Source organism: Roseovarius ramblicola (assembly GCF_042430665.1).
Classification (GTDB): Bacteria; Pseudomonadota; Alphaproteobacteria; order Rhodobacterales; family Rhodobacteraceae; genus Roseovarius; species Roseovarius ramblicola.
This window is the reverse complement of sequence record NZ_JBHMEC010000017.1, coordinates 556,311-575,471: the sequence shown is the minus strand read 5'-3', so window position 1 is coordinate 575,471 and position 19,161 is coordinate 556,311. Positions and strand designations below refer to the sequence as shown.

Below are 19,161 nucleotides of genomic sequence, written 5' to 3'. Positions count from 1 at the left end.
CAGAGGGACCGGCATGCTTCTGGCGATAGATTGCGGCAATACCAACACGGTGTTTTCCATCTGGGACGGCACGCGGTTCCTGTGCACCCTGCGCACCGCCACCGAACATCAGCGCACCGCCGATCAGTATTTCGTCTGGTTCTCCACGCTGCTCGGGCACCACGGCATCCGCGCGGACATCACCGATGTCATCATCTCGTCGACCGTGCCGCGGGTCGTGTTCAACCTGCGCGTCTTTGCCGATCGCTATTTCGGCTGCCGCCCGCTGGTCGTGGGCAAGCCCGAATGCCGGCTGCCGGTAGACGTGCGCGTCGATCCCGGCACGCAGGTGGGCCCCGACCGGCTGGTCAACACGGTGGCGGGTCACGATCTCTATGGCGGCGACCTCATCATCGTGGATTTCGGCACCGCCACCACCTTCGATGTGGTGGCGTGCGACGGCGCCTATATCGGCGGCGTGATCGCGCCCGGGGTGAACCTGTCGCTTCAGGCACTGCACGAAGCGGCGGCGGCGCTGCCCCATGTCGACGTGACCAGGCCGGAACGGGTGATTGGCACCAACACCGTGGAGTGCATGCAATCGGGCGTGTTCTGGGGTTATGTCGGCCTCATAAACGGGATATGCGAGCGAATAAAGGCCGAGCGCGGCCGCGCCATGACAGTGATCGCAACCGGGGGGCTGGCCCCGCTGTTCCAGCAAGGCGACACCCCTTTCGACGGTGTCGAGGAAGATCTGACAATGCACGGGCTGACCGTGATCCATGAGCATAACAAGGAGGGCTGACGCCCCATGAGCAGCGACAGACTAATTTACCTGCCCCTCGGGGGGGCGGGCGAGATCGGTATGAACGCCTATGTCTACGGCTATGGCAAACCGGGCAAGGAGCGGCTGATCCTCGTCGATCTGGGCGTGACCTTTCCGGACATGGACACCACGCCGGGGGTGGACCTGATCCTGCCCGACATCACCTGGCTGGCGGAGCGGCGCGACCGGCTGGAGGGGGTGTTCATCACCCATGCCCACGAGGATCATGTCGGCGCCGTGGCGCATTATTACGAGCAGTTGGGCGCGCCCATCCACGCGCGTGCCTTCACCGCCAACATCGCGCGCGCCAAGATGGCCGAGCACGGCCACCCCGACACGGCGGTGCGCGTGGTCTCGCCCTGGCCGGAGACGGTGACTGCCGGGCCCTTCACCGTGGGCTTTGCGCCCATTTCGCATTCCATCCCCGAAAGCTCGGGGCTGGTGATCGACACGCCCGGGGGGCGGCTGGTGCATACCGGCGATTTCAAGATCGACACCGATCCGGTGGTGGGCGAACCCTTCGACCGCGAGATGTGGGAGAGCATCGGTGCGGACGGCATCAAGGCGATGATCTGCGATTCCACCAACGTCTTCAGCGAGCACGCGGGCCGCTCGGAAAGCAGCGTGGGCGCGCCCATCACCGAACTGATCCAGGGTCGCCCCGGCATGGTCGTGGCCACCACCTTCGCCAGCAACGTGGCCCGCGTCAAGACGCTCGCCGAGGCGGGCGTGCGCGCCGGGCGCTCGGTCTGTCTGATGGGCCGGGCGATGAACCGCATGGTCGAGGCGGGCAAGCAGACCGGCGTGCTCACCGGCTTTCCCGCCACCATCCCGCCCGAGGAAGCGAGCAAGCTTGCCCGCGAGAGCGTGATGCTGATCGTCACCGGCAGCCAGGGCGAACGCCGCGCGGCCAGCGCGCAGCTTGCCAATGGCAAGTATAACGGCATCACCATGAAGGAGGGCGACACGTTCCTGTTTTCCTCCAAGACCATCCCCGGCAACGAGCGCGGCGTGATCCGCATCATGAACCAGTTCTCGGAACAGGGCGTCGACGTGATCGAAGGCGACGACCGATACCACGTCTCGGGCCATGCCAACCGGCCCGATCTCGATGCTATGCACAAGATCCTGCGCCCGCAGATCCTGATTCCGATGCATGGCGAACACCGCCACCTGCGCGAGCATGTCAAGCTCGCCAAATCCAACCGCATCGAAGGTGTGGTGGCCGTCAACGGCATGATGATCGACCTTGGCGGCAATGCCCCCAAGGTGGCCGAGTATATCGAGACCGGGCGCACCTATCTCGACGGCAGCGTCAAGATCGGTGCGATGGACGGCATCGTGCGCGACCGTATCCGCATGGCGCTCAACGGGCATGTGATGATCAACGTCATCATCGACGAGGACGACGCGCCGCTGGGCGACCCCTGGGTCGAGATCATGGGCCTGCCCGAGACCGGACGCGCGCGCGCGCCGCTCGTCGATGTGCTGGAGGAGGATCTCGCGCAGTTCATGGGCCGTGCGGGGGACAAGACGCTGGCCGACGATGACAAGCTCGAACAGGGGCTGCGCCGCGTGGCACGCCAGAGCACGCAGACCGAGACCGGCAAGCGCCCCGAGGTCACCGTGGTCATCAGCCGCCTGACCGAGTGACGGCCAGGCGCGGAGGCCCGCGTGGTCCGGCTTTGCGATTGCGCGGGGCGGGCCGATGCACTACTGCACGGCGCGTGCAAACCGAGGACGGATGACCATGACCGAGACCGGCAAACCGAGCGGGATGACCTATGCCGAGGCCGGCGTCGATATCGACGCCGGCAACGCGCTGGTCGAGCGGATCAAGCCCGCAGCCGCTGCCACAAGGCGGCCCGGGGTGATGTCCGGCCTCGGCGGTTTCGGCGGGCTGTTCGACCTCGGGGCTGCGGGCTTCACCGACCCGATCCTCGTCGCCGCGACCGATGGCGTCGGCACCAAGCTGCGCATCGCCATCGACACCGGGCTGGTGGACGGCGTTGGCGTGGATCTCGTCGCCATGTGCGTCAACGATCTGGTCTGCCAGGGGGCCGAGCCGCTGTTCTTCCTTGACTATTTTGCGACCGGCAAGCTCGATTCCGAGCAGGCCGCGCGTATCATCGAGGGCATCGCGCGCGGTTGCGCGGGGGCGGGCTGCGCGCTCATCGGCGGCGAGACGGCGGAAATGCCGGGCATGTACCCGGCGGGCGATTTCGATCTCGCGGGCTTTGCCATCGGCGCGATGGAGCGCGGCACCGATCTGCCGCGCGGCGTGGCGGTGGGCGACGTGCTGATCGGGCTGGCCTCGGACGGGGTGCATTCCAACGGCTACAGCCTCGTGCGGCGGATCGTCGAACGCTCCGGCCTGGGCTGGGACGATCCCTGCCCGTGGGACGGGGGCCGGACGCTGGGCGCGGCGCTGCTCGCGCCCACGCGGCTCTACGTGCGCCCCGTGCTCGACGCGTTGAAATCGGACGGTGTGCACGGCCTTGCCCATATCACCGGCGGCGGGCTGACCGAGAACCTGCCGCGCGTCCTGCCCGAGGGGCTGGGGGCCGGGATCGACCTCGGGGCCTGGCCGCTGCCGCCGGTCTTCGGCTGGCTGGCCGGGCAGGGCGGGCTGACCGAGGCCGAACTGCTCAAGACCTTCAACGCCGGAATCGGCATGGTCGTGGTCGCCGCGCCCGACAGCGCAGACGCGGTCGAGGCGGCGCTCGCGGAGGCGGGCGAGACAACACACCGCCTCGGCCACGTCACCGCCGGGGAGGGCTTGCGCTATACCGGACGACTCGCTTGAGCAAGCGGGTCGCGATCTTCATCTCCGGCGGCGGCTCCAACATGCGCGCGCTGGTGCGCAGCATGACCGGCGATCACCCCGCCCGGCCCGCGCTGGTGCTATCTAATACCGCCGATGCGGGCGGTCTCGAATGGGCGCGGGCCGAGGGCATCCCCACCGAAGTGGTCGATCACCGCCCGTTCAAGGGCGACCGCGCGGCGTTCGAGACCGCACTCGCCGAATGCGTCGCGCCGCACGCCATCGACATCATTGCCCTCGCGGGGTTCATGCGCGTGCTCACCTCGGGATTCGTCACGCCGTGGCGGGGGCGGATGCTCAACATCCACCCGTCGCTGCTGCCGAAATACCGCGGGCTCGACACCCATGCCCGCGCGCTGGCCGCTGGAGAAACCGAGGCCGGCTGCACCGTCCACGAGGTCACCCCGGCGCTCGACGATGGCCCGGTCCTCGGGCAGGCGCGGGTGCCGGTACTGCCGGATGACACGCCCGAAAGCCTCGCGGCGCGGGTGCTGGAACAGGAACACATCCTCTACCCGATCGTTTTGAGACGCTTCGCCGGGGGGGACCGGCGACCTGTGATGTTGCCCTGAGCGGGGCATTTCCTTTGCTCCGGTCGCAGGATATACCCGGCCAAAGGGCAGGATCGAGAGACCGGAGAGCAACACCCCACATGCAGACCATCACCACCACCGAAGATCTCGCCGCCTTTTGCGAGGCGGCGCGCGCACATGATTACGTCACCGTCGATACCGAGTTCATGCGCGAGCGGACCTACTACGCCAAGCTTTGCCTCATTCAGCTTGCCATGCCGGGCACCGGTGACGAGACGGCGGTGCTGGTCGATCCCGTCGAGGGGGGCGAGGCGCTGTCGCTCGCGCCGCTCTACGATCTGTTTCGTGATCCGTCCGTGGTCAAGGTGTTTCACGCCGCCCGGCAGGATCTCGAGATTTTCGCCGTTGCCGAAGGCGTCATTCCCGCGCCGCTCTTCGATACGCAGGTGGCGGCGATGGTCTGCGGTTTCGGCGATCAGGCGGGCTACGAGACGCTGGTGAAGCGCATCGCGCGCGCTTCGGTGGACAAGAGTTCGCGCTTCACCGACTGGTCGCGTCGCCCATTGTCGGATGCACAAAAGACCTATGCGCTGGCCGATGTCACCCACCTGCGTCAGATCTACGAATATCTCGCCGCGCGGCTGGACGAGACCGGGCGCAGTGCCTGGGTCGAGGAGGAATTGAAGACCCTCGCCGATCCCGCAACCTACCGCACCGATCCGGCGGAGGCATGGCGGCGCATCAAGACGCGCAACACCGCGCCGCGCTTTCTCGCCATCCTGCGCGAGCTGGCGCGGTTCCGCGAGAGCCATGCTCAGGCGCGCGATGTGCCACGCAGCCGCGTTTTCAAGGATGACGCGTTGCTTGAGCTGGCCGCGACCAAGCCGCAGACCATGCAGGACCTCGGGCGCGCGCGCCTCCTGCTGCGCGAGGCGCGCAAGGGCGAGATCGCCGAGGGCATCCTCGCCGCCGTCAAGGCGGGGCTCGACTGTCCGCAGGGCGATCTGCCGCGCGTGGCGCAGGACACCCACGGCAAGGTCCAGGCCAACCCGGCGATCGCCGACATGCTGCGCGTCCTGCTCAAGGCGCGCAGCGACCAGAGCGGCGTGGCCGCGCGCCTGATCGCCAGCGCCGCCGATCTCGATCACCTCGCCGCCGGCGGGCGCGAGGTGCCCGCGCTCTCGGGCTGGCGCCGCGAGGTTTTCGGCGAGGACGCGCTGCGCCTCTGCCGGGGCGAGATCGGCCTCGTTGTGCGCGGCGAGGACGTGGCAGCGGTGCCGCTCTGACTCCGCCTCACGCCCCGAGGTGAATGGCAAACCGCGCCCGGATGGCCGCGTCCACGTCCGCCGCAAAGCGCGCGGGCGCGCGGGTGGCGAGGACGCGATCCTTGCGGGCGGTGGCGGTGGCGACGAGATCGGGCTGGCCCTGCTCGACCCATTCCTTGGGCGAGGCGCGGTTGGCGCAGGCGGGATAGAGGTAATCGGTCTGCATCCGCGCCAGCGTCTGGCCCGCACCAAGGTAATGGCCCGGGCCGCCGATGCAGGCCTCGCGGATCACCTCGAGGCTGAGTGTGTCCTCGTCCACCTCGATACCGCGCACGCAGCGCAGCGCCTGCCCGATCAGATCATCGCCGAGGATGAGCGACTCGTGGCAGAAGCCCAGCAGCGAGGCGTGCATCCCCGCCGCCTCGTAGACCATGTTGAGGCCAGAGAGCCCCGCCATGACGTTGGAGGTGGCCTGCTCCCACCCGGCCTGCATGTCGGGCAGCTTCGAATCGGCGATGCCGCCCACGGCGCCGCCGGGCAGGCCGTAGAACTTGTGCATCTGCGCGCAACCCGCCGACAGGAGCGCCTGTTCGCCCGAGCCGCCGGACATCGCACCGGTGCGCAAGTCGCTGACGAAGGGCCAGGTGCCGAAGATCGCCGGGTGGCCCGGTTTCACGGCGTTGACGTAGACCAGCCCGGCGAGGCATTCGGCCACCGCCTGCACGATGGCCCCGGCGATGGGGGCGGGGGCGGTGGCGCCGGCCTGGCCTGCCGACAGGAGAAGCACTGGCATGCCGCCGCGGATCACCTCCTCCATCACGCGGCAGGATTCGGTGGCGAATTTCATCGGCGGGACGACGAAGCAATTGGAATTGCTGACGAAGGGGCGCGCGCGCCATGCCGCCTCGCCGCCCGCGATCAGGTGCAGCATCTCGAGCGCGTCGGCGACGAATTCCGGCTCGGTAAAGGACACGCCGACATGCTTGGTGGTGCCCGCGCAGCAGGCGTAGAGCGTGTTGAGGTCCATCTCGCGGTTGTCGGGGATGTCGCGGCAGACCATCGGGCGCTGCACGAAATGGATGTTGTCGAGCGTGTCGGCGATGCGCGCGGCGTCGTGCAGATCCTGCACGGTGCTTTCGCGATACTCGCCCGTGGCCGCGTCCACCAGATGCACCGCCGCACCGGCGGTGCCGTAATGCACGCGGTTGCCCGACAGGCTCAGATCGTGGCGCGGGTCGCGCCCGTGCAGGGTGATCGCGCGGTTGGCGCGGGCGACGGTGTCCTCGATCAGCGCGCGGGGAAAGCGCAGCCGCCCGTCGGTGCCGAGGGTGGCACCCGCGCGGGTCATGTACTCGACGCCCGAGGGCGGTGCGTCGGCCAGCCCGATCTGTTCGAGAGCGTCGAGCGCGGCGGCGTGGATGCGGTGCATCTGTGCCTCGGTCAGCGGGTGGTAGAGCCCGCCGTCGAGGCCCGGGCGGACTGGGCGGAGGGTGTCGGCGAGGGGGGCGGCGCGTGCGTCACGGCGCGCGGCGCGGCCGCCGGAGCGGCGCGGGGCGGTGGCTGTCATCGGGAAGTGTCCTTGGCAAGATCGCAGGGTCGGCGGGCGCGGCGGTTGGCGTGCCCTCAGGGTCGCCCCCGCGGCGCGAGGCCGCGTTCCGCCCCGATGGTGCGGCACACGAGCGCGATCTTGCTGCGTTGGGCCATGACCGTTCCTCCTCCGGGGATCGAATCCCGAATCGGCCCAGCCTGTCTGTCGCGTTTGCGACCGGTGTCGCAAACGGGCTATGAAGCGGCGTCTTGTGCCTGCAGATTGATCCGCAGGGCAACCTGAACCCAGGGCGGCAAGAGGCAGGGTCCGGCTTGCTGCGGCCCTTCGGACGTTCCGTCGCGCGCCCGACATGGACGATACGGTGCGCAATGTACGCGCACCCCGTCCGGTGCCGTGTCCGTAGCGTGCGCATCCCTCGCGCATCCGCCGGGGGCCAATTCGCCGGTGTCCCAACGACGGCTCATGGCCAGCCATGCCGCTCAGAGCGGCAGATAAGCCACAACCTCGCCCGCCTCCCGCGCCGGGTCGTGGGGCGGGCGCACCAGCAGGGCGTCGGAATGGGCGAGGATGCTCAGCAGCGAGCTGTCCTGCTTTTCCTCCGCCGCAATCCCCGCCTCCGAAAGCCGTGCGCGCATGTAGTGCTCGCGCGGGCCATTTGCGGGCAGCGGGGCGGCGAGCGGGGCGGTACTGCGGGGGGCGGGGGCGGTCCCGAGCCCAAGCATGACGTCGATCATTGGCGCCACAAAGACATGGCCGCAGACCATCGCCGAGACCGGGTTGCCCGGCAGCCCGACCATCGCCGCATTCCCCATCCGGCCCGCCATCAGCGGCTTGCCGGGTCGCATCGCCACCGTGTAGAACGCGCGCTCCAGTCCCAGCTCCGACCCCAGCCGGGCCACCAGATCGTGATCGCCCACCGATGCGCCGCCGATGGTCACCATCATGTCGCAGCCCTCGGCCAGCCCCAGCACCGTCTCCAGCGAGGCGCGGGTGTCGCGCGCGATCGGCAACAGCCGCGCCCGCGCCCCGCGCGTCTCCAGCAGCGCCTTGAGTCCAAAGGCGTTGGAAGCGATGATCTGGTCGGGGCCGGGATCCTCACCGGGCATCACAAGCTCGTCGCCGGTTGCGATCAGCGCCACCTCGGGGCGGCGGCGCACGGGGACGGTGGCCGCGCTCATCGACGCCAGCAGCGCGATATCGGCGGGACGCAGGCGGCGCGGCGCGCTCATCGCCTGCCCCTCGCGAAAGTCACAGCCCGCAGGGCGGATATTGTCGTTCGGTCCGATGCCGTCGCCGAGGGTGATGGCACAGCCGTCGCGCGTCGCGTCCTCCTGCATCACCACGCGGGTCGCGCCCTCCGGCACCGGCGCGCCGGTGAAGATGCGCACCGCCTCTCCAGTGCCCACGCGGCCCGTAAAACCATGCCCGGCCGCCGCCTCGCCAATCACGGTCAATACCGTGCCGGGGGCAGGGGCCTCGGCGATCGCATAGCCGTCCATCGCCGAGGCGGCGAAGGGTGGCTGATCGCGGGTGGCGGCCACGTCGCGGGCCAGAACGCGGCCCGCAGCCTCGGCGAGGGGGACTTCCTCGGTCCCGGTCGGGCCGACCAGCGCGAAGAGTTGGCCCAGGGCCTCGGCAACGGTGATCATGTCGCCTCGTATCGCCCCGATTTGCCGCCATCCTTGAGAACCACCCGGATGCCGCCGATCTCCATCGCGCGGTCCACGGCCTTGGCCATGTCATAGACCGTGAGCGCCGCCACCGACACGGCGGTGAGCGCCTCCATCTCGACGCCGGTCTGCCCGGTGGTCTTGACCGTGGCCTCGACCCTCACGCCCGGCAGGTCGGGATCGAGGGTCAGGTCCACCGCCACGCGGGTCACCGGCAGCGGGTGGCACAGCGGGATGAGATCCGGTGTCTTCTTTGCGCCCATGATCCCCGCCAGCCGCGCCACCGACAGCACATCGCCCTTCTTCGCGCGGCCTTCGGCAATGAGATCAAAGGTTTGCGGGGCCATCTTGATGTGGCCTTCGGCCACGGCCACCCGCGCGGTCACGTCCTTGTCGGACACGTCCACCATATGCGCCGCGCCGCGCTCGTCGAAATGGGTCAGCCCGGCCATCAGATGCCTCCGGCGGTGAGCGGGTTGGCCAGCAGCGCGCGGGTTGCGGCGGCCACGTCATCGGCGCGCATCAGCACCTCGCCGATGAGAAAGGAGCGCGCGCCGTAGCGGGCCATCTCGGCAAGATCGTCGGGCGTGGCCAGCCCGCTTTCGCTGACGATCATGCGCTCGGGCGGCACGAATTTCGACAGCTTGCGGGTGGTGTCGAGGCTGGTCTCGAAGCTGTGCAGGTCGCGGTTGTTGATGCCGATCATGCGCGAGCTGAGCGCCGCCGCGCGATCAAGCTCTTCGCGGTTGTGCACCTCGATGAGCGTATCCATTCCCCATTCGGTCGCGGCCGTCTCCAGCTCAAGCGCCTGCGCGTCGGATACGCTGGCCATGATGACGAGGATGCAATCGGCGCCCCAGGCCCGTGCCTCGGCCACCTGGTAGGGATCGTACATGAAATCCTTGCGCAGCACGGGCAGATCGCACGCCTCGCGGACCGCGCGCAGATACTCCGGCGCGCCCTGGAAACTCGGACCGTCGGTCAGCACCGACAGGCACGCAGCCCCGCCCTCGGCATAGGCCCGCGCCAATGCCGCTGGGTCGAAATCCTCACGGATGAGGCCCTTGGAGGGGCTCGCCTTCTTGATCTCGGCGATGAGGCCATAGCCGGTCTTCGACGCTTGCAGCAGCGACCCGGCAAAGGGGCGCACGGCGGGCGCGTCGCGGGCCTCGGTCTCGATCTCGTCGAGCGGCTTTGCCGCCTTGGCGGCGGCGATCTCCTCGAGCTTGTAGTCCTTGATCTTCTCCAGAATGGTCGGTGCGGTCATGAAACCTCCGATGTGGCTTTGGCAAGCGCGGCGAGCCGCGTGCGCGCCGCGCCAGAGTCGATGCTCTCGGCGGCGATTGCCACGCCCTCGCGCAGGTCGTCCGTGCGCCCTGCGACGGTGAGCGCGGCGGCGGCATTCAGCAGCACGGCGTCGCGATACGCCCCCGGCGCGCCGTCCAGAAGCGCCTTGAGCGCGCGGCCGTTCTCCTCGGGCGTGCCGCCGAGAATGGCCTCGAACGGGTGGACGGGCAGGCCGAAATCCTCGGGATGCAGCTCCGCTTCGCGGATGCTGCCATCCTCTTCGAGGGCGGCCAGCCATGTCACCCCGGTGATGGTCATCTCGTCGGTGCCGTCGCTGCCATGCACGAGCCACGCGCGCTCGGACCCCAACTGCCCCAGCGTCTCGGCCATCGGGCGGATCAGATCGCGCGAGAACGCACCGGTAAGCTGCCGCTTCACGCCTGCCGGGTTGGTCAACGGCCCGAGTATGTTGAAGATCGTGCGCGTGCCAAGCTCGGCGCGCACCGGGCCGACATGGGCCATCGCCGGGTGGTGCATCGGCGCCATCATGAAGGCGATACCAACCTCTGCGAGCACCCGCTCCACTGCCTCGGCGCCGATCATTACCTTGACACCCAGCATGCCGAGCGCGTCCGCCGCGCCCGATTTCGAGCTGAGGTTGCGGTTGCCGTGCTTGGCCACCACGACACCCGCCCCTGCCACCACGATGGCGGTGGCGGTCGAGATGTTGAGCGTGCCCTTGCCGTCGCCGCCGGTGCCGACGATGTCCATCGCGCCTTCGGGCGCGCGTACCTTGTGGCATTTCGCGCGCATAACGGCGGCGGCGGCGGCGTATTCGTCCACCGTCTCGCCCCGCGTGCGCAGCGCCATGAGAAAGCCGCCGGTCTGCGCGGGCGTGGCCTCGCCCTCGAACAGGATGGTGAACGCGGCCTCCGCCTCGGACCGCGTCAGCGCCCGGTCGGCGGCGGCGGCGATCAGCGGCCGGATGTCGCTCATGCGGGCACCTGCATCATGTTGAGGAAGTTGCGCAGGAGCGCGTGGCCATGCTGCGAGGCGATGGATTCGGGGTGGAACTGCACGCCGTGGATCGGGTGTTCGCGGTGGCGCAGGCCCATGATGGTGCCGTCGGCAAGCTCTGCCGTTACCTCCAGACAGTCCGGCAGGCTGTCGCGCTCGACCACCAGCGAATGATAGCGCGTCGCCTCGAACGGTGAGGGCAGCCCGGCGAACACGCTTGCCCCGGTATGGCGGATTTCGCCCATCTTGCCGTGGACGATCTCGGAATGGCGGATGACGCGGCCGCCAAAGGCCTGACCGATGGCCTGATGCCCGAGGCACACGCCGAGAAGCGGGATGCTTGCGTCCGCCGCCGCACGGGTCAGGTCGAGGCAGATGCCCGCCTGGTCCGGGTCGCACGGGCCGGGCGACAGCAGGATGCCTGCGGGGCGCAATGCGATCGCTTCGGCCACGTCCATCGCGTCGTTGCGCACGACGCGGGTTTCGGCCCCCAATTCGCCCACGTAATGTACGAGGTTGTAGGTGAAACTGTCGTAATTGTCGATCAAGAGCAGCATGACGCCTGTCCTTTGGCAACGGGGCTGTTGGCCGTGGGGCCGGTCGCGGTATACTTGTTCAGGCTTGCGCCGGACCGTCAAGGGGCGCTAGGCCGGAAACGCGGGCGAACGGGCACGAGAAATCAAGGGGTGAGGGCAGCAATGCGCGGGGTTCTGGCGGGAATGATGACGGGCCTTGTGGTGTCGGGCCTCGTTCTGGGCACCGCGTCGGTGGTGGTCGACCTCGCCGACAGGACGGCGCAGCGCGAGCAGGCGCCCGATGCCGGTGCCGTCGAGGTGCCGCCAGGCTCGGGATTTGACGCGGTGCGCGAGGATCGCGAGGCGGCGCTGCCGGATGTGGGCGACGGGCCCGATTCCGGCGCCGCGCCGCGCGTGCCCGCGCCGGAGCCTGACGATACGCGCGGGCTCAGCGCCGCCGACACCGCCCCGCCCCCCGATACCGGCGGCGCGTCCTCTCTCGCTGCGCCGCCCGCCGATGGGCCGGACGCGGGCGGCGTCGCGGTGCAGAGCGACAGTCCGGTGCTGCCCTCGCCGCAGGCCCCGGCCCCCGCGCAGCCCGAAGGCGAGACGCGTCTGACGATCTCGACCGAGCCGGCCCAGCCCCCGAGCCCCGACCCCGGCGAGAGCGATGCCGGTCTGAGAACGCCTGATGAGCCGCGACAGCCCCCCGCCGACGACAGCATCGCCACCATGGCCCCCGAAGAGGGCACACCCGAGACTGCCCCCGGCCCCCGAAGGATCGAGCCGGAGGGCGGTGACACGCTGCCCGGTGATGGCGGCAGCGACCGGCTGCCGCGCATCGGTGACGCGCCCACGGTGGACGAGGCGGCGGACAACGACGCCCGGCCCGCGCCGCCGCAGGGCGCGCTCGCACGCAACGCGGTCGCGATCGACCCGCCGCCCGACAAGCCGCTGATGGCCGTCGTGCTGATCGACGGGGGACAGAACGCGCTCGGGATCGAGGCGCTGGAGGCATTCCCCTATCCCCTGAGCATCGCCATCGCCGCCACCCACCCCGACGCGGCAGGGGCGGCTGCGCGCTACCGCGACGCCGGGTTCGAGGTGCTGCTTGCCGCCGACCTGCCGCCCGACGCCACGCCAGCGGAGGTCGAGACCGCGATGGCCGCCATGCTCAGCCGTGTGCCGCAGGCGGTGGCGGTGATCGAGGGTGACGGCACCGGGCTGCAGGGCAGCCGCGCGGCCGGCGCGCAGCTAGCCCCGATCCTGTCAGAGAGCGGCCACGGCCTCGTGATGCGGCCCAACGGGCTCGACACGACGCGCAAGCTCATCGCCCGCGAGGGCGTGCCCTCGGCCACGCTGTTCCGCGATTTCGATGCGCAGGGGCAGGATGCAGCCGCCGTGCGCCGCTTTCTCGATCAGGCGGCGATGCGCGCCAATCAGCAGCAGGACGGCGTCATCATGCTGGGCCGCCTGCGCGCCGACACGATCAGCGCGCTGTTGCTCTGGGGCCTGCAGGACCGCGCGGCGAGCGTGGCACTGGTGCCGGTCTCCGCGGTGCTGCGGCGGGGGGCGGCGAACTAGGGCGTGTCGCTCAAAAGCGGGAAGCGGCTTCGATCTTCCCGAACATGCGAGATCAAGCAGTCGGAGCGGGGCGCGTGACCGCGAATGAACGTGGGCACGTTCCGGGCTGACCGACGTCGGACCCTCGGCGACCGGGCAGGTGCCGCGCGTCGATGCCTCACCGGTGGCAAGTGGCCTGGAGGGGACTTCCGGGTGAGCCGCGCATCGACGGGCCGCGGTGCGGCGATCCAACGTCAGTTTGGCAGTGCTTTATGCCAGCCAAACCCGAAAAACATCAGAGATCAGAGCAGGTTGCAGCCAAATCGCCGTGCCGGGGGGCGGCCCGGCGATGCGCGGCGGGCTTCGCCCTTGATTCCGCGCATGGGTATAGACGTCAATGTCCCCTTCAAGGCCATTCGCCGCCGTCACCGCACCGCCGCGATCGGTCCCTCGGCGCGGCCGTGGATGAACTGATCGAGATACGGATCGCCCGAGTTATCCATCCCCGACACCGGTCCGGTCCACTTGATCACCCCGTCATGCAGCATCGCCACGTTGTCGGCGATGGCGCGGACGCTGGTCATGTCGTGGGTGATGGTCATGGCCGTGGCCCCCATCTCCACCACGATCTCGCGGATGAGCTCGTTGATGACGCCCGACATGATCGGGTCGAGCCCGGTCGTTGGCTCGTCGAAAAAGATGATCTCGGGCTCGGCGGCGATCGCCCGCGCCAGCCCCACGCGCTTTTGCATGCCGCCGGACAATTCCGCCGGGAACTTGTCGGCCACGTCGGGCGTCAGCCCGACGCGGCGCAGCTTTTCCACAGCGACCTCGCGCGCCTCGTCCCTGGGCCGCTTGAGCGAGCCACGCAGCAGGCGAAAGGCGACGTTCTGCCAGACGGGCAGCGAATCAAAGAGCGCACCGCCCTGAAACAGCATCCCGAAGCGCGCGAGAAACGCGTCGCGGTCGCCGCGGGTCACGTCGTCACCGTCGAGCGTGATGGTGCCGCTGTCGGGGCGGATCAGCCCGAGAATACACTTGAGCGCCACCGACTTGCCGGTGCCCGAGCCGCCGATGATCACCATGGAACTGCCGGACCCGATGGTCAGGTTCAGCCCGCGCAGCACGCGGTTGTCTCCAAAGGTCTTGTGAACGTCGCAAAGCTCGATCATGCCGAAAAGAACACCTCTGTCAGCACGTAGTTGGAGGCGAGGATCAGCACCGACGAGGCCACCACCGCGCGCTTGGTGGCGCGGCCCACGCCCTGCGCGCCGCCGCGCGAGCGCATTCCGTGATAGCAGCCGGTCACCGCCACGATGAAGCCGAACACCGCCCCCTTGACGAGACCCGAGACCACGTCGCGCGCCTCGAGGAAGTCGACCGTGTTCTGCAGATAGGCGTTCGCCCCGAAATCGAGCCGCCCGATGCCGACGAGGAAGCCGCCCATGATCCCGATCGCGTCGCCCACGGCCACCAGCACAGGAACGCTGAGCGTGGCGGCCAGCACGCGGGGCAGGGTGAGGTATTTCATCGGGTTGGTCGAGAGCGTGGTCAGCGCATCGATCTGTTCGGTCACCTTCATGGTGCCGATCTCGGCGGCGATGGAGGAGGCCACGCGCGCCGCCACCATCAGCCCGCCCAGCACCGGCCCGAGCTCGCGCGTCAGCCCGATGGCGACGATCGAGGGCACCACCGTCTCGGCGTTGAAGCGCGCGCCGCCGGCATAGATTTGCAGGGCCAGCGCGCCGCCGGTGAACAGCGCGGTCATGCCGACAACGGGCAGCGAAAACCAGCCGATCTGCATCAGCGACACGCCCAGTTCGCGCCAGTAGAAGGGCGGGCGCGCGAGGTGGCTGACGGTAGCGGCGGCGTAGAGGGCGAATTCACCCACCCCGGCCAGACCGGTGATCACCGCGCGCCCCAGGCTCGCGAGGAGGCGCAGGAGCACGCTCACGCGCCGATATGGCGCCGCGTGTAGCGCGCCCCCAGCGAGGTGAGGATTTCGTAGCCGATGGTGTCCGCATTACCGGCGAGAACGTCGATGCCCTGCTCGGGGCCCAGCAGCCGCAGGCTCGACGGATCGTGGCCCAGATCGGTGATGTCCACGCCAATGAGATCCATCGAGATGCGGCCCGCGATGGGGCAGGGCGTGTCCTCGGCATAGAGCGAGGTGCGCGGTCCCATGCCCCGCAGGATGCCATCGGCATAGCCCGCCGAGACGGTGGCGATGCGGGTGGGCCGCGCCGCCACGAAGGCGTTGCCGTAGCCCACGGTTTCGCCCTCCTGCAGGTCGCGGCACTGGATCACGGGGATGTCGAGCGTGACCGCCGGCCGCGCGTCGGTGAAGGGCGCGCCGCCATAGAGACCGATGCCGGGGCGCGCGAGGTCGAAATGGTAATCGCGGTGCATCAGGATGCCGCCGGTATTGGCGAGGCTGAGCGGGACATCCAGCCCCTCTGTCATGTCGCGGAAGGCGTGCAACTGCTGCGCGTTCATCGCGTGATCGGCCTCGTCGGCGCAGGCGAGATGCGACATGATGAGGCGCGGCCCCTGCGCCAGCGCGATCTCGCGCACCGCCTGCCACTCGGCGGGTTCCATCCCCAGCCGGTTCATGCCGCTGTCGAGCTGAATGCCAAAGCCATGGCCGGGCAGCGCCTCGGCCTGGCGGATCATCTGATCGACCGAGTTGATCATCGGCACGAGGTGGCAATCGGCGATCATGTCGGCATCGCCGGGCATGTGACCCGAGAACACGTAAATGGCCGCCTCCGGCCCCACCACCTCGCGCAGGGCCGCCCCCTCCTCGGCGATGGCGACGAAGAAGCTGCGCGCGCCTTCGCGCATCAGCCTGCGCGCCACGCGGGTTGCGCCCAGCCCGTAGGCATCGGCCTTGACCACCGCCGCCGTCTCGCCGGTGTTGGCGGCGTCGAGCGCGCGCCAGTTGGCGGCGATGGCGTCGAGGTCGATGGTGAGGGTGGCGGTGCTCATGACCTTGGGTTTTGACAGCCGGGGCGGGGGCGTCAAGGGAAAAGCGGACCCCGCGCGCCCCGCTGCGGGGGACGCGCGCCGCGCCGCCTGCGACCGCGTCAGAACCAGCTCTGGACGCCGCGCGCGGCACCGGAAATGTCGCGTCCGATGCCATCGACGGTGGCGCACCCGGTCAGCCCGGCGATGAGGGCGAGGGCGATGAGTTTGCGCATGTGCTTGCCTGCTCTGCTCGTGTGACGTTATTGATTGTCGTTCTTTTTCTCCCACCAGACCGTCGGCAGGAAATGAATCCCGTCACCGTAGATCGGCAGGTTATCCACAGGATAGGTCAAATCCGCCTTGTGGGCAATACGGCCCACGGCATAGCGATGGATCGGGATGACATAGCGCCCGGCGCTCAGCACCCGGTCGAGCGCGCGGGTGGCGGCGACGAAGCCCGCGCGGTCGGGCGCGGCGAGCATGGCGTCGATCATCGCCCCGGCGGCCTCGGACCGCATCCCCATCAGGTTGCGGCTGCCGGGCTCGTCGGCATGATCGCCCCCCCAGTAAAAGCGCTGCTCGTTGCCGGGGCTGAGGGACAGGGACCGGCGCATCATCGTCAGGTCGAAATCGAACTGCGCCGCGCGCTCGGCATATTGCGCCTTGTCCACCGACTCGATGGTCAGCGCGATACCCAGCCGCGACAGCGCGCGGGCGTAGATGTCCATCATCGCGCCCGCCTGCGCGATCAGCCCGTCCTGTTGCAGCAGCACGGTCAGCTCCAGCGGGCGGCCCGCGTCGTTCACCAGCCGCCCCTCGCGCACCTGCCAGCCCGCCTCACCCAGCAGCCGCATCGCCCGGCGCAGGCCCTTGCGATTGCGCGCCGTGCCATCGCTCACCGGCAGATCATACCCCTGGAGCGTGCCGGGCAGGAGGCTGTCGGCAAAGGGCAGCAGCAGTTCGCGCACCCGCCCCTCGGCGGGGCCGGGACGCATGCCCAGCTCTGAGCCCGAGAAATACGAGGTAATGCGCGGCTGCCGCCCGCCGGTGAGTGTGTCGTTGACATGCTCGAAGTTGAACGCGGTGATGAGCGCCTCGCGCACCCGCCAGTCATCCAGCGGCGCGCGCCTTGTGTTCATGACAAATCCGGTCATGCCGGAGGGCTTTCGGTGCGGGATTTCCGACAGCACGATCTCGCCGCGCTCAACGGCCGGAAAATCGTACTGATTGGCCCAGGCCTCGGCGTTGAACTCGCGTACATAGCTCAGCAGCCCGCCCTTGAACGCCTCCTTGAGCACGGTATCGTCGCCGTAGAACTCGATCCGGATCTCGTCGAAATTATGCGTGCCGCGGCGGAACGCGAGATCGCGGCCCCAGTAATCCGGGTCGCGCCGCAAATACACGAAACGGCCGGCCTCGTATTCCTCGACCACATAGGGACCGGTGCCCAGGGGCACGTCGGCAAGACCGCCCTCGGCGATGTCGCGCCCCTGCCATTGCGCCTTTTGCAGGATCGGACGCATCCCGGCCAGCAGCGCCAGCTCGCGGTCGGTCTCGTTGAAGGTGAGCCGCAGCTTGCGCGGGCCGGTCGCCTCGATCGAGGCGACCTTGTCCCAGAAGCCGCGATAGCGCGGATGGCCGCGCGTGCCGAGCGCCTCGAAGGACCAGATCACATCCTCGACAGTGACCGGCGTACCGTCCGAGAATCGGGCCTCCTCGCGCAGGGTGAACTCCACCCACGAGCGGGCCGCATCCGTCTCGACCGATTCGGCAAGAAGACCGTAAAGCGTGAACGGCTCGTCGAAAGATCGCCCCATGAGTGTCTCGTGCGTGAGGTGCGCGATCTGCCACGGTGCGGTGCCGCGCAGGATGAAAGGGTTGAGCGAATCGAAGCTGCCGACATTGCCGGTGACGATGCGCCCGCCCTTGGAGGCATCCGGGTTGGCATAGGGCAGCGACACAAAATCAGGTGGCAGGGCAGGGGGGCCATACATAGCTATGCCATGTGTCGGCTCTGCGCGCGCCGGTGCCGCTGTCAGCCCGAGCGCGAGCGCCGCGAGTGCGGCGCGCCATGTGGAGAAAAAATCCGGTGCCATATCGGCGACAATTCCTGCTCTGCCTTGTTTTCCTGGTGCCGAGCCTAAGACCGGATTCACGCCTTTTCAAACTTTTAGCTTGGACAGCGGCTCAGGATTGCTTATAAAGAAACCACTGCTCGATAGGTTTCTTGCCTGTATGAAACCTGCCTCAATGACTGGACCCCGGCCTTGTGCCGGGGCTTTTTTTGTCCGCTCTCCGCGACGTGATCGCAAGACCCGCGTGCAATTCCGCAATGCAGCATCTATGCTGCGCGCGCAATGCATATGGGAGACACAGCATGAGCGTGAAGGGCAAGACCGCCGTCATCACCGGCTCCAATTCCGGTATCGGATTGGGCATCGCCGAGGAACTGGCACGCGCGGGCGTGAATGTGATTCTGAACTCGTTCACCGATTCGGACGAGGATCACGCGCTCGCCGCCCGAATCGCCGACGAGACCGGCGTGCAGGCGCGCTACATCAAGGCCGACATGTCGAAACCCGACGAGTGCCGGGCGCTGATCGCACAGGCGGGCGCCTGCGACATCCTCGTCAACAACGCGGGCATTCAGCATGTCGCCCCGATCGACGAGTTTCCACAGGACAAATGGGACGCGATCATCGCGATCAACATGAACTCGGCCTTTCACACCACCGCCGCCGCGCTGCCCCTGATGCGCAAGGCGGGCTGGGGCCGGATCGTCAACATCGCCTCGGCGCACGGGCTCCGCGCCTCGCCCTTCAAGGCCGCCTACGTCACCGCCAAGCATGGTGTCGTCGGCATGACAAAGACGGTCGGGCTCGAGACCGCGAAGGAGCCGATCACCTGCAACGCCGTCTGTCCCGGCTACGTGCTCACCCCGCTGGTGGAAGCGCAAATTCCCGATACGGCCAGGCAATACGGCATTTCCGAGGATGCCGCGATCGAGCAGGTGATCCTCGCCAAACAGCCGTCCAAGGATTTCGTCACGGTCGAACAGCTTGCCGGGACCGTGCTCTATCTCTGCTCGGACGCGGCGGCGCAGGTCACCGGCACGACGATCAGCGTCGATGGCGGCTGGAGCGCGCAGTAACAACGGGGCATTGGC

At 68.6% G+C, this 19,161-nt stretch carries 18 protein-coding genes; 7 read left to right on the top strand and 11 right to left on the bottom strand.

Annotation, left to right across the window (positions count from 1 at the left end; genetic code table 11):
* Positions 1-13 precede the first annotated feature (13 nt).
* From ACFFU4_RS13495 to rnd, 5 genes are all read left to right on the top strand, one after another.
* Positions 14-784, top strand: a complete 771-nt coding sequence (locus tag ACFFU4_RS13495; RefSeq protein ID WP_377070294.1) for a type III pantothenate kinase — start codon at positions 14-16, stop codon at positions 782-784.
* Positions 785-790: 6 nt separating this feature from the next.
* Positions 791-2,458: a ribonuclease J gene (locus ACFFU4_RS13490; protein WP_377070293.1), complete on the top strand. Its 1,668-nt coding sequence runs from the start codon at positions 791-793 to the stop codon at positions 2,456-2,458.
* Positions 2,459-2,555: 97 nt separating this feature from the next.
* Complete coding sequence (purM, locus tag ACFFU4_RS13485) at positions 2,556-3,611, top strand: phosphoribosylformylglycinamidine cyclo-ligase (RefSeq protein ID WP_377070292.1); 1,056 nt, start codon at positions 2,556-2,558, stop codon at positions 3,609-3,611.
* Positions 3,608-4,201: a phosphoribosylglycinamide formyltransferase gene (gene purN / locus ACFFU4_RS13480; protein ID WP_377070291.1), complete on the top strand. Its 594-nt coding sequence runs from the start codon at positions 3,608-3,610 to the stop codon at positions 4,199-4,201. The genes purM and purN overlap by 4 nt, the downstream gene beginning before the upstream one ends.
* Before the next feature lie 80 nt (positions 4,202-4,281).
* Entirely contained in the window at positions 4,282-5,448 is a 1,167-nt protein-coding gene (gene rnd / locus ACFFU4_RS13475; protein WP_377070290.1) for a ribonuclease D, read from the top strand.
* A 7-nt stretch (positions 5,449-5,455) separates the two neighbouring features.
* Here the strand turns inward: rnd and ACFFU4_RS13470 are convergent, their stop codons facing one another.
* The 6 genes from ACFFU4_RS13470 to ACFFU4_RS13445 all read right to left on the bottom strand — a co-directional run bounded on the left by ACFFU4_RS13470 (position 5,456) and on the right by ACFFU4_RS13445 (position 11,507).
* Positions 5,456-6,994, bottom strand: a complete 1,539-nt coding sequence (locus ACFFU4_RS13470; protein WP_377070289.1) for a trimethylamine methyltransferase family protein — start codon at positions 6,992-6,994, stop codon at positions 5,456-5,458.
* 461 nt (positions 6,995-7,455) lie between these two features.
* Positions 7,456-8,625 carry a molybdopterin molybdotransferase MoeA gene (locus ACFFU4_RS13465; protein WP_377070288.1) on the bottom strand — a complete coding sequence of 390 codons (1,170 nt, stop codon included), beginning with the start codon at positions 8,623-8,625 and terminating at the stop codon, positions 7,456-7,458.
* Complete coding sequence (gene moaC, locus ACFFU4_RS13460) at positions 8,622-9,098, bottom strand: cyclic pyranopterin monophosphate synthase MoaC (protein WP_377070287.1); 477 nt, start codon at positions 9,096-9,098, stop codon at positions 8,622-8,624. Before moaC ends, ACFFU4_RS13465 begins: the two co-directional genes overlap by 4 nt.
* Positions 9,098-9,913 carry an indole-3-glycerol phosphate synthase TrpC gene (trpC, locus tag ACFFU4_RS13455; protein ID WP_377070286.1) on the bottom strand — a complete coding sequence of 272 codons (816 nt, stop codon included), beginning with the start codon at positions 9,911-9,913 and terminating at the stop codon, positions 9,098-9,100. Before trpC ends, moaC begins: the two co-directional genes overlap by 1 nt.
* Entirely contained in the window at positions 9,910-10,929 is a 1,020-nt protein-coding gene (gene trpD, locus ACFFU4_RS13450; RefSeq protein WP_377070285.1) for an anthranilate phosphoribosyltransferase, read from the bottom strand. The genes trpC and trpD overlap by 4 nt, the downstream gene beginning before the upstream one ends.
* Entirely contained in the window at positions 10,926-11,507 is a 582-nt protein-coding gene (locus ACFFU4_RS13445) for an anthranilate synthase component II (protein WP_377070284.1), read from the bottom strand. Before ACFFU4_RS13445 ends, trpD begins: the two co-directional genes overlap by 4 nt.
* 141 nt (positions 11,508-11,648) lie before the next feature.
* On the opposite strand from ACFFU4_RS13445, the gene ACFFU4_RS13440 reads away from it, so the two are divergent.
* Positions 11,649-13,049, top strand: coding sequence for a divergent polysaccharide deacteylase family protein (locus ACFFU4_RS13440; RefSeq protein WP_377070283.1), 1,401 nt, complete (start codon positions 11,649-11,651; stop codon positions 13,047-13,049).
* A 404-nt stretch (positions 13,050-13,453) separates the two neighbouring features.
* Here ACFFU4_RS13440 and ACFFU4_RS13435 read toward each other — a convergent pair whose 3' ends face one another.
* The 5 genes from ACFFU4_RS13435 to ACFFU4_RS13415 all read right to left on the bottom strand — a co-directional run bounded on the left by ACFFU4_RS13435 (position 13,454) and on the right by ACFFU4_RS13415 (position 18,091).
* Positions 13,454-14,200: an ABC transporter ATP-binding protein gene (locus tag ACFFU4_RS13435; RefSeq protein ID WP_377070282.1), complete on the bottom strand. Its 747-nt coding sequence runs from the start codon at positions 14,198-14,200 to the stop codon at positions 13,454-13,456.
* The gene (locus tag ACFFU4_RS13430; RefSeq protein WP_377070281.1) at positions 14,197-14,976 is read right to left on the bottom strand and encodes an MlaE family ABC transporter permease; all 780 of its coding nucleotides are present in this window, start codon (positions 14,974-14,976) and stop codon (positions 14,197-14,199) included. The genes ACFFU4_RS13435 and ACFFU4_RS13430 overlap by 4 nt, the downstream gene beginning before the upstream one ends.
* 2 nt (positions 14,977-14,978) lie before the next feature.
* On the bottom strand, positions 14,979-16,016 hold the full coding sequence (gene alr / locus ACFFU4_RS13425; RefSeq protein WP_377070280.1) for an alanine racemase: 1,038 nt from the start codon (positions 16,014-16,016) through the stop codon (positions 14,979-14,981).
* A gap of 98 nt (positions 16,017-16,114) precedes the next feature.
* Positions 16,115-16,228, bottom strand: a complete 114-nt coding sequence (locus tag ACFFU4_RS13420) for an entericidin EcnA/B family protein (RefSeq protein ID WP_377070279.1) — start codon at positions 16,226-16,228, stop codon at positions 16,115-16,117.
* Positions 16,229-16,255: 27 nt separating this feature from the next.
* Positions 16,256-18,091, bottom strand: a complete 1,836-nt coding sequence (locus tag ACFFU4_RS13415) for an extracellular solute-binding protein (RefSeq protein WP_377070278.1) — start codon at positions 18,089-18,091, stop codon at positions 16,256-16,258.
* A gap of 281 nt (positions 18,092-18,372) precedes the next feature.
* Between ACFFU4_RS13415 and ACFFU4_RS13410 the strand changes: the two genes are divergently transcribed.
* Positions 18,373-19,146: a 3-hydroxybutyrate dehydrogenase gene (locus ACFFU4_RS13410; RefSeq protein WP_377070276.1), complete on the top strand. Its 774-nt coding sequence runs from the start codon at positions 18,373-18,375 to the stop codon at positions 19,144-19,146.
* The last annotated feature ends 15 nt before the right edge of the window (positions 19,147-19,161 follow it).

What these genes read in the sequence shown, in the direction of transcription:
- ACFFU4_RS13495 (WP_377070294.1), top strand. Translation starts at nt 14, where the DNA reads ATGCTTCTGGCGATAGATTGCGGCAATACCAACACGGTGTTTTCCATC.
- ACFFU4_RS13490 (WP_377070293.1), top strand. Translation starts at nt 791, where the DNA reads ATGAGCAGCGACAGACTAATTTACCTGCCCCTCGGGGGGGCGGGCGAG.
- purM (WP_377070292.1), top strand. Translation starts at nt 2,556, where the DNA reads ATGACCGAGACCGGCAAACCGAGCGGGATGACCTATGCCGAGGCCGGC.
- rnd (WP_377070290.1), top strand. Translation starts at nt 4,282, where the DNA reads ATGCAGACCATCACCACCACCGAAGATCTCGCCGCCTTTTGCGAGGCG.
- ACFFU4_RS13470 (WP_377070289.1), bottom strand. Translation starts at nt 6,994, where the DNA reads ATGACAGCCACCGCCCCGCGCCGCTCCGGCGGCCGCGCCGCGCGCCGT.
- ACFFU4_RS13465 (WP_377070288.1), bottom strand. Translation starts at nt 8,625, where the DNA reads ATGATCACCGTTGCCGAGGCCCTGGGCCAACTCTTCGCGCTGGTCGGC.
- moaC (WP_377070287.1), bottom strand. Translation starts at nt 9,098, where the DNA reads ATGGCCGGGCTGACCCATTTCGACGAGCGCGGCGCGGCGCATATGGTG.
- trpC (WP_377070286.1), bottom strand. Translation starts at nt 9,913, where the DNA reads ATGACCGCACCGACCATTCTGGAGAAGATCAAGGACTACAAGCTCGAG.
- trpD (WP_377070285.1), bottom strand. Translation starts at nt 10,929, where the DNA reads ATGAGCGACATCCGGCCGCTGATCGCCGCCGCCGCCGACCGGGCGCTG.
- ACFFU4_RS13445 (WP_377070284.1), bottom strand. Translation starts at nt 11,507, where the DNA reads ATGCTGCTCTTGATCGACAATTACGACAGTTTCACCTACAACCTCGTA.
- ACFFU4_RS13440 (WP_377070283.1), top strand. Translation starts at nt 11,649, where the DNA reads ATGCGCGGGGTTCTGGCGGGAATGATGACGGGCCTTGTGGTGTCGGGC.
- ACFFU4_RS13435 (WP_377070282.1), bottom strand. Translation starts at nt 14,200, where the DNA reads ATGATCGAGCTTTGCGACGTTCACAAGACCTTTGGAGACAACCGCGTG.
- alr (WP_377070280.1), bottom strand. Translation starts at nt 16,016, where the DNA reads ATGAGCACCGCCACCCTCACCATCGACCTCGACGCCATCGCCGCCAAC.
- ACFFU4_RS13420 (WP_377070279.1), bottom strand. Translation starts at nt 16,228, where the DNA reads ATGCGCAAACTCATCGCCCTCGCCCTCATCGCCGGGCTGACCGGGTGC.
- ACFFU4_RS13415 (WP_377070278.1), bottom strand. Translation starts at nt 18,091, where the DNA reads ATGGCACCGGATTTTTTCTCCACATGGCGCGCCGCACTCGCGGCGCTC.
- ACFFU4_RS13410 (WP_377070276.1), top strand. Translation starts at nt 18,373, where the DNA reads ATGAGCGTGAAGGGCAAGACCGCCGTCATCACCGGCTCCAATTCCGGT.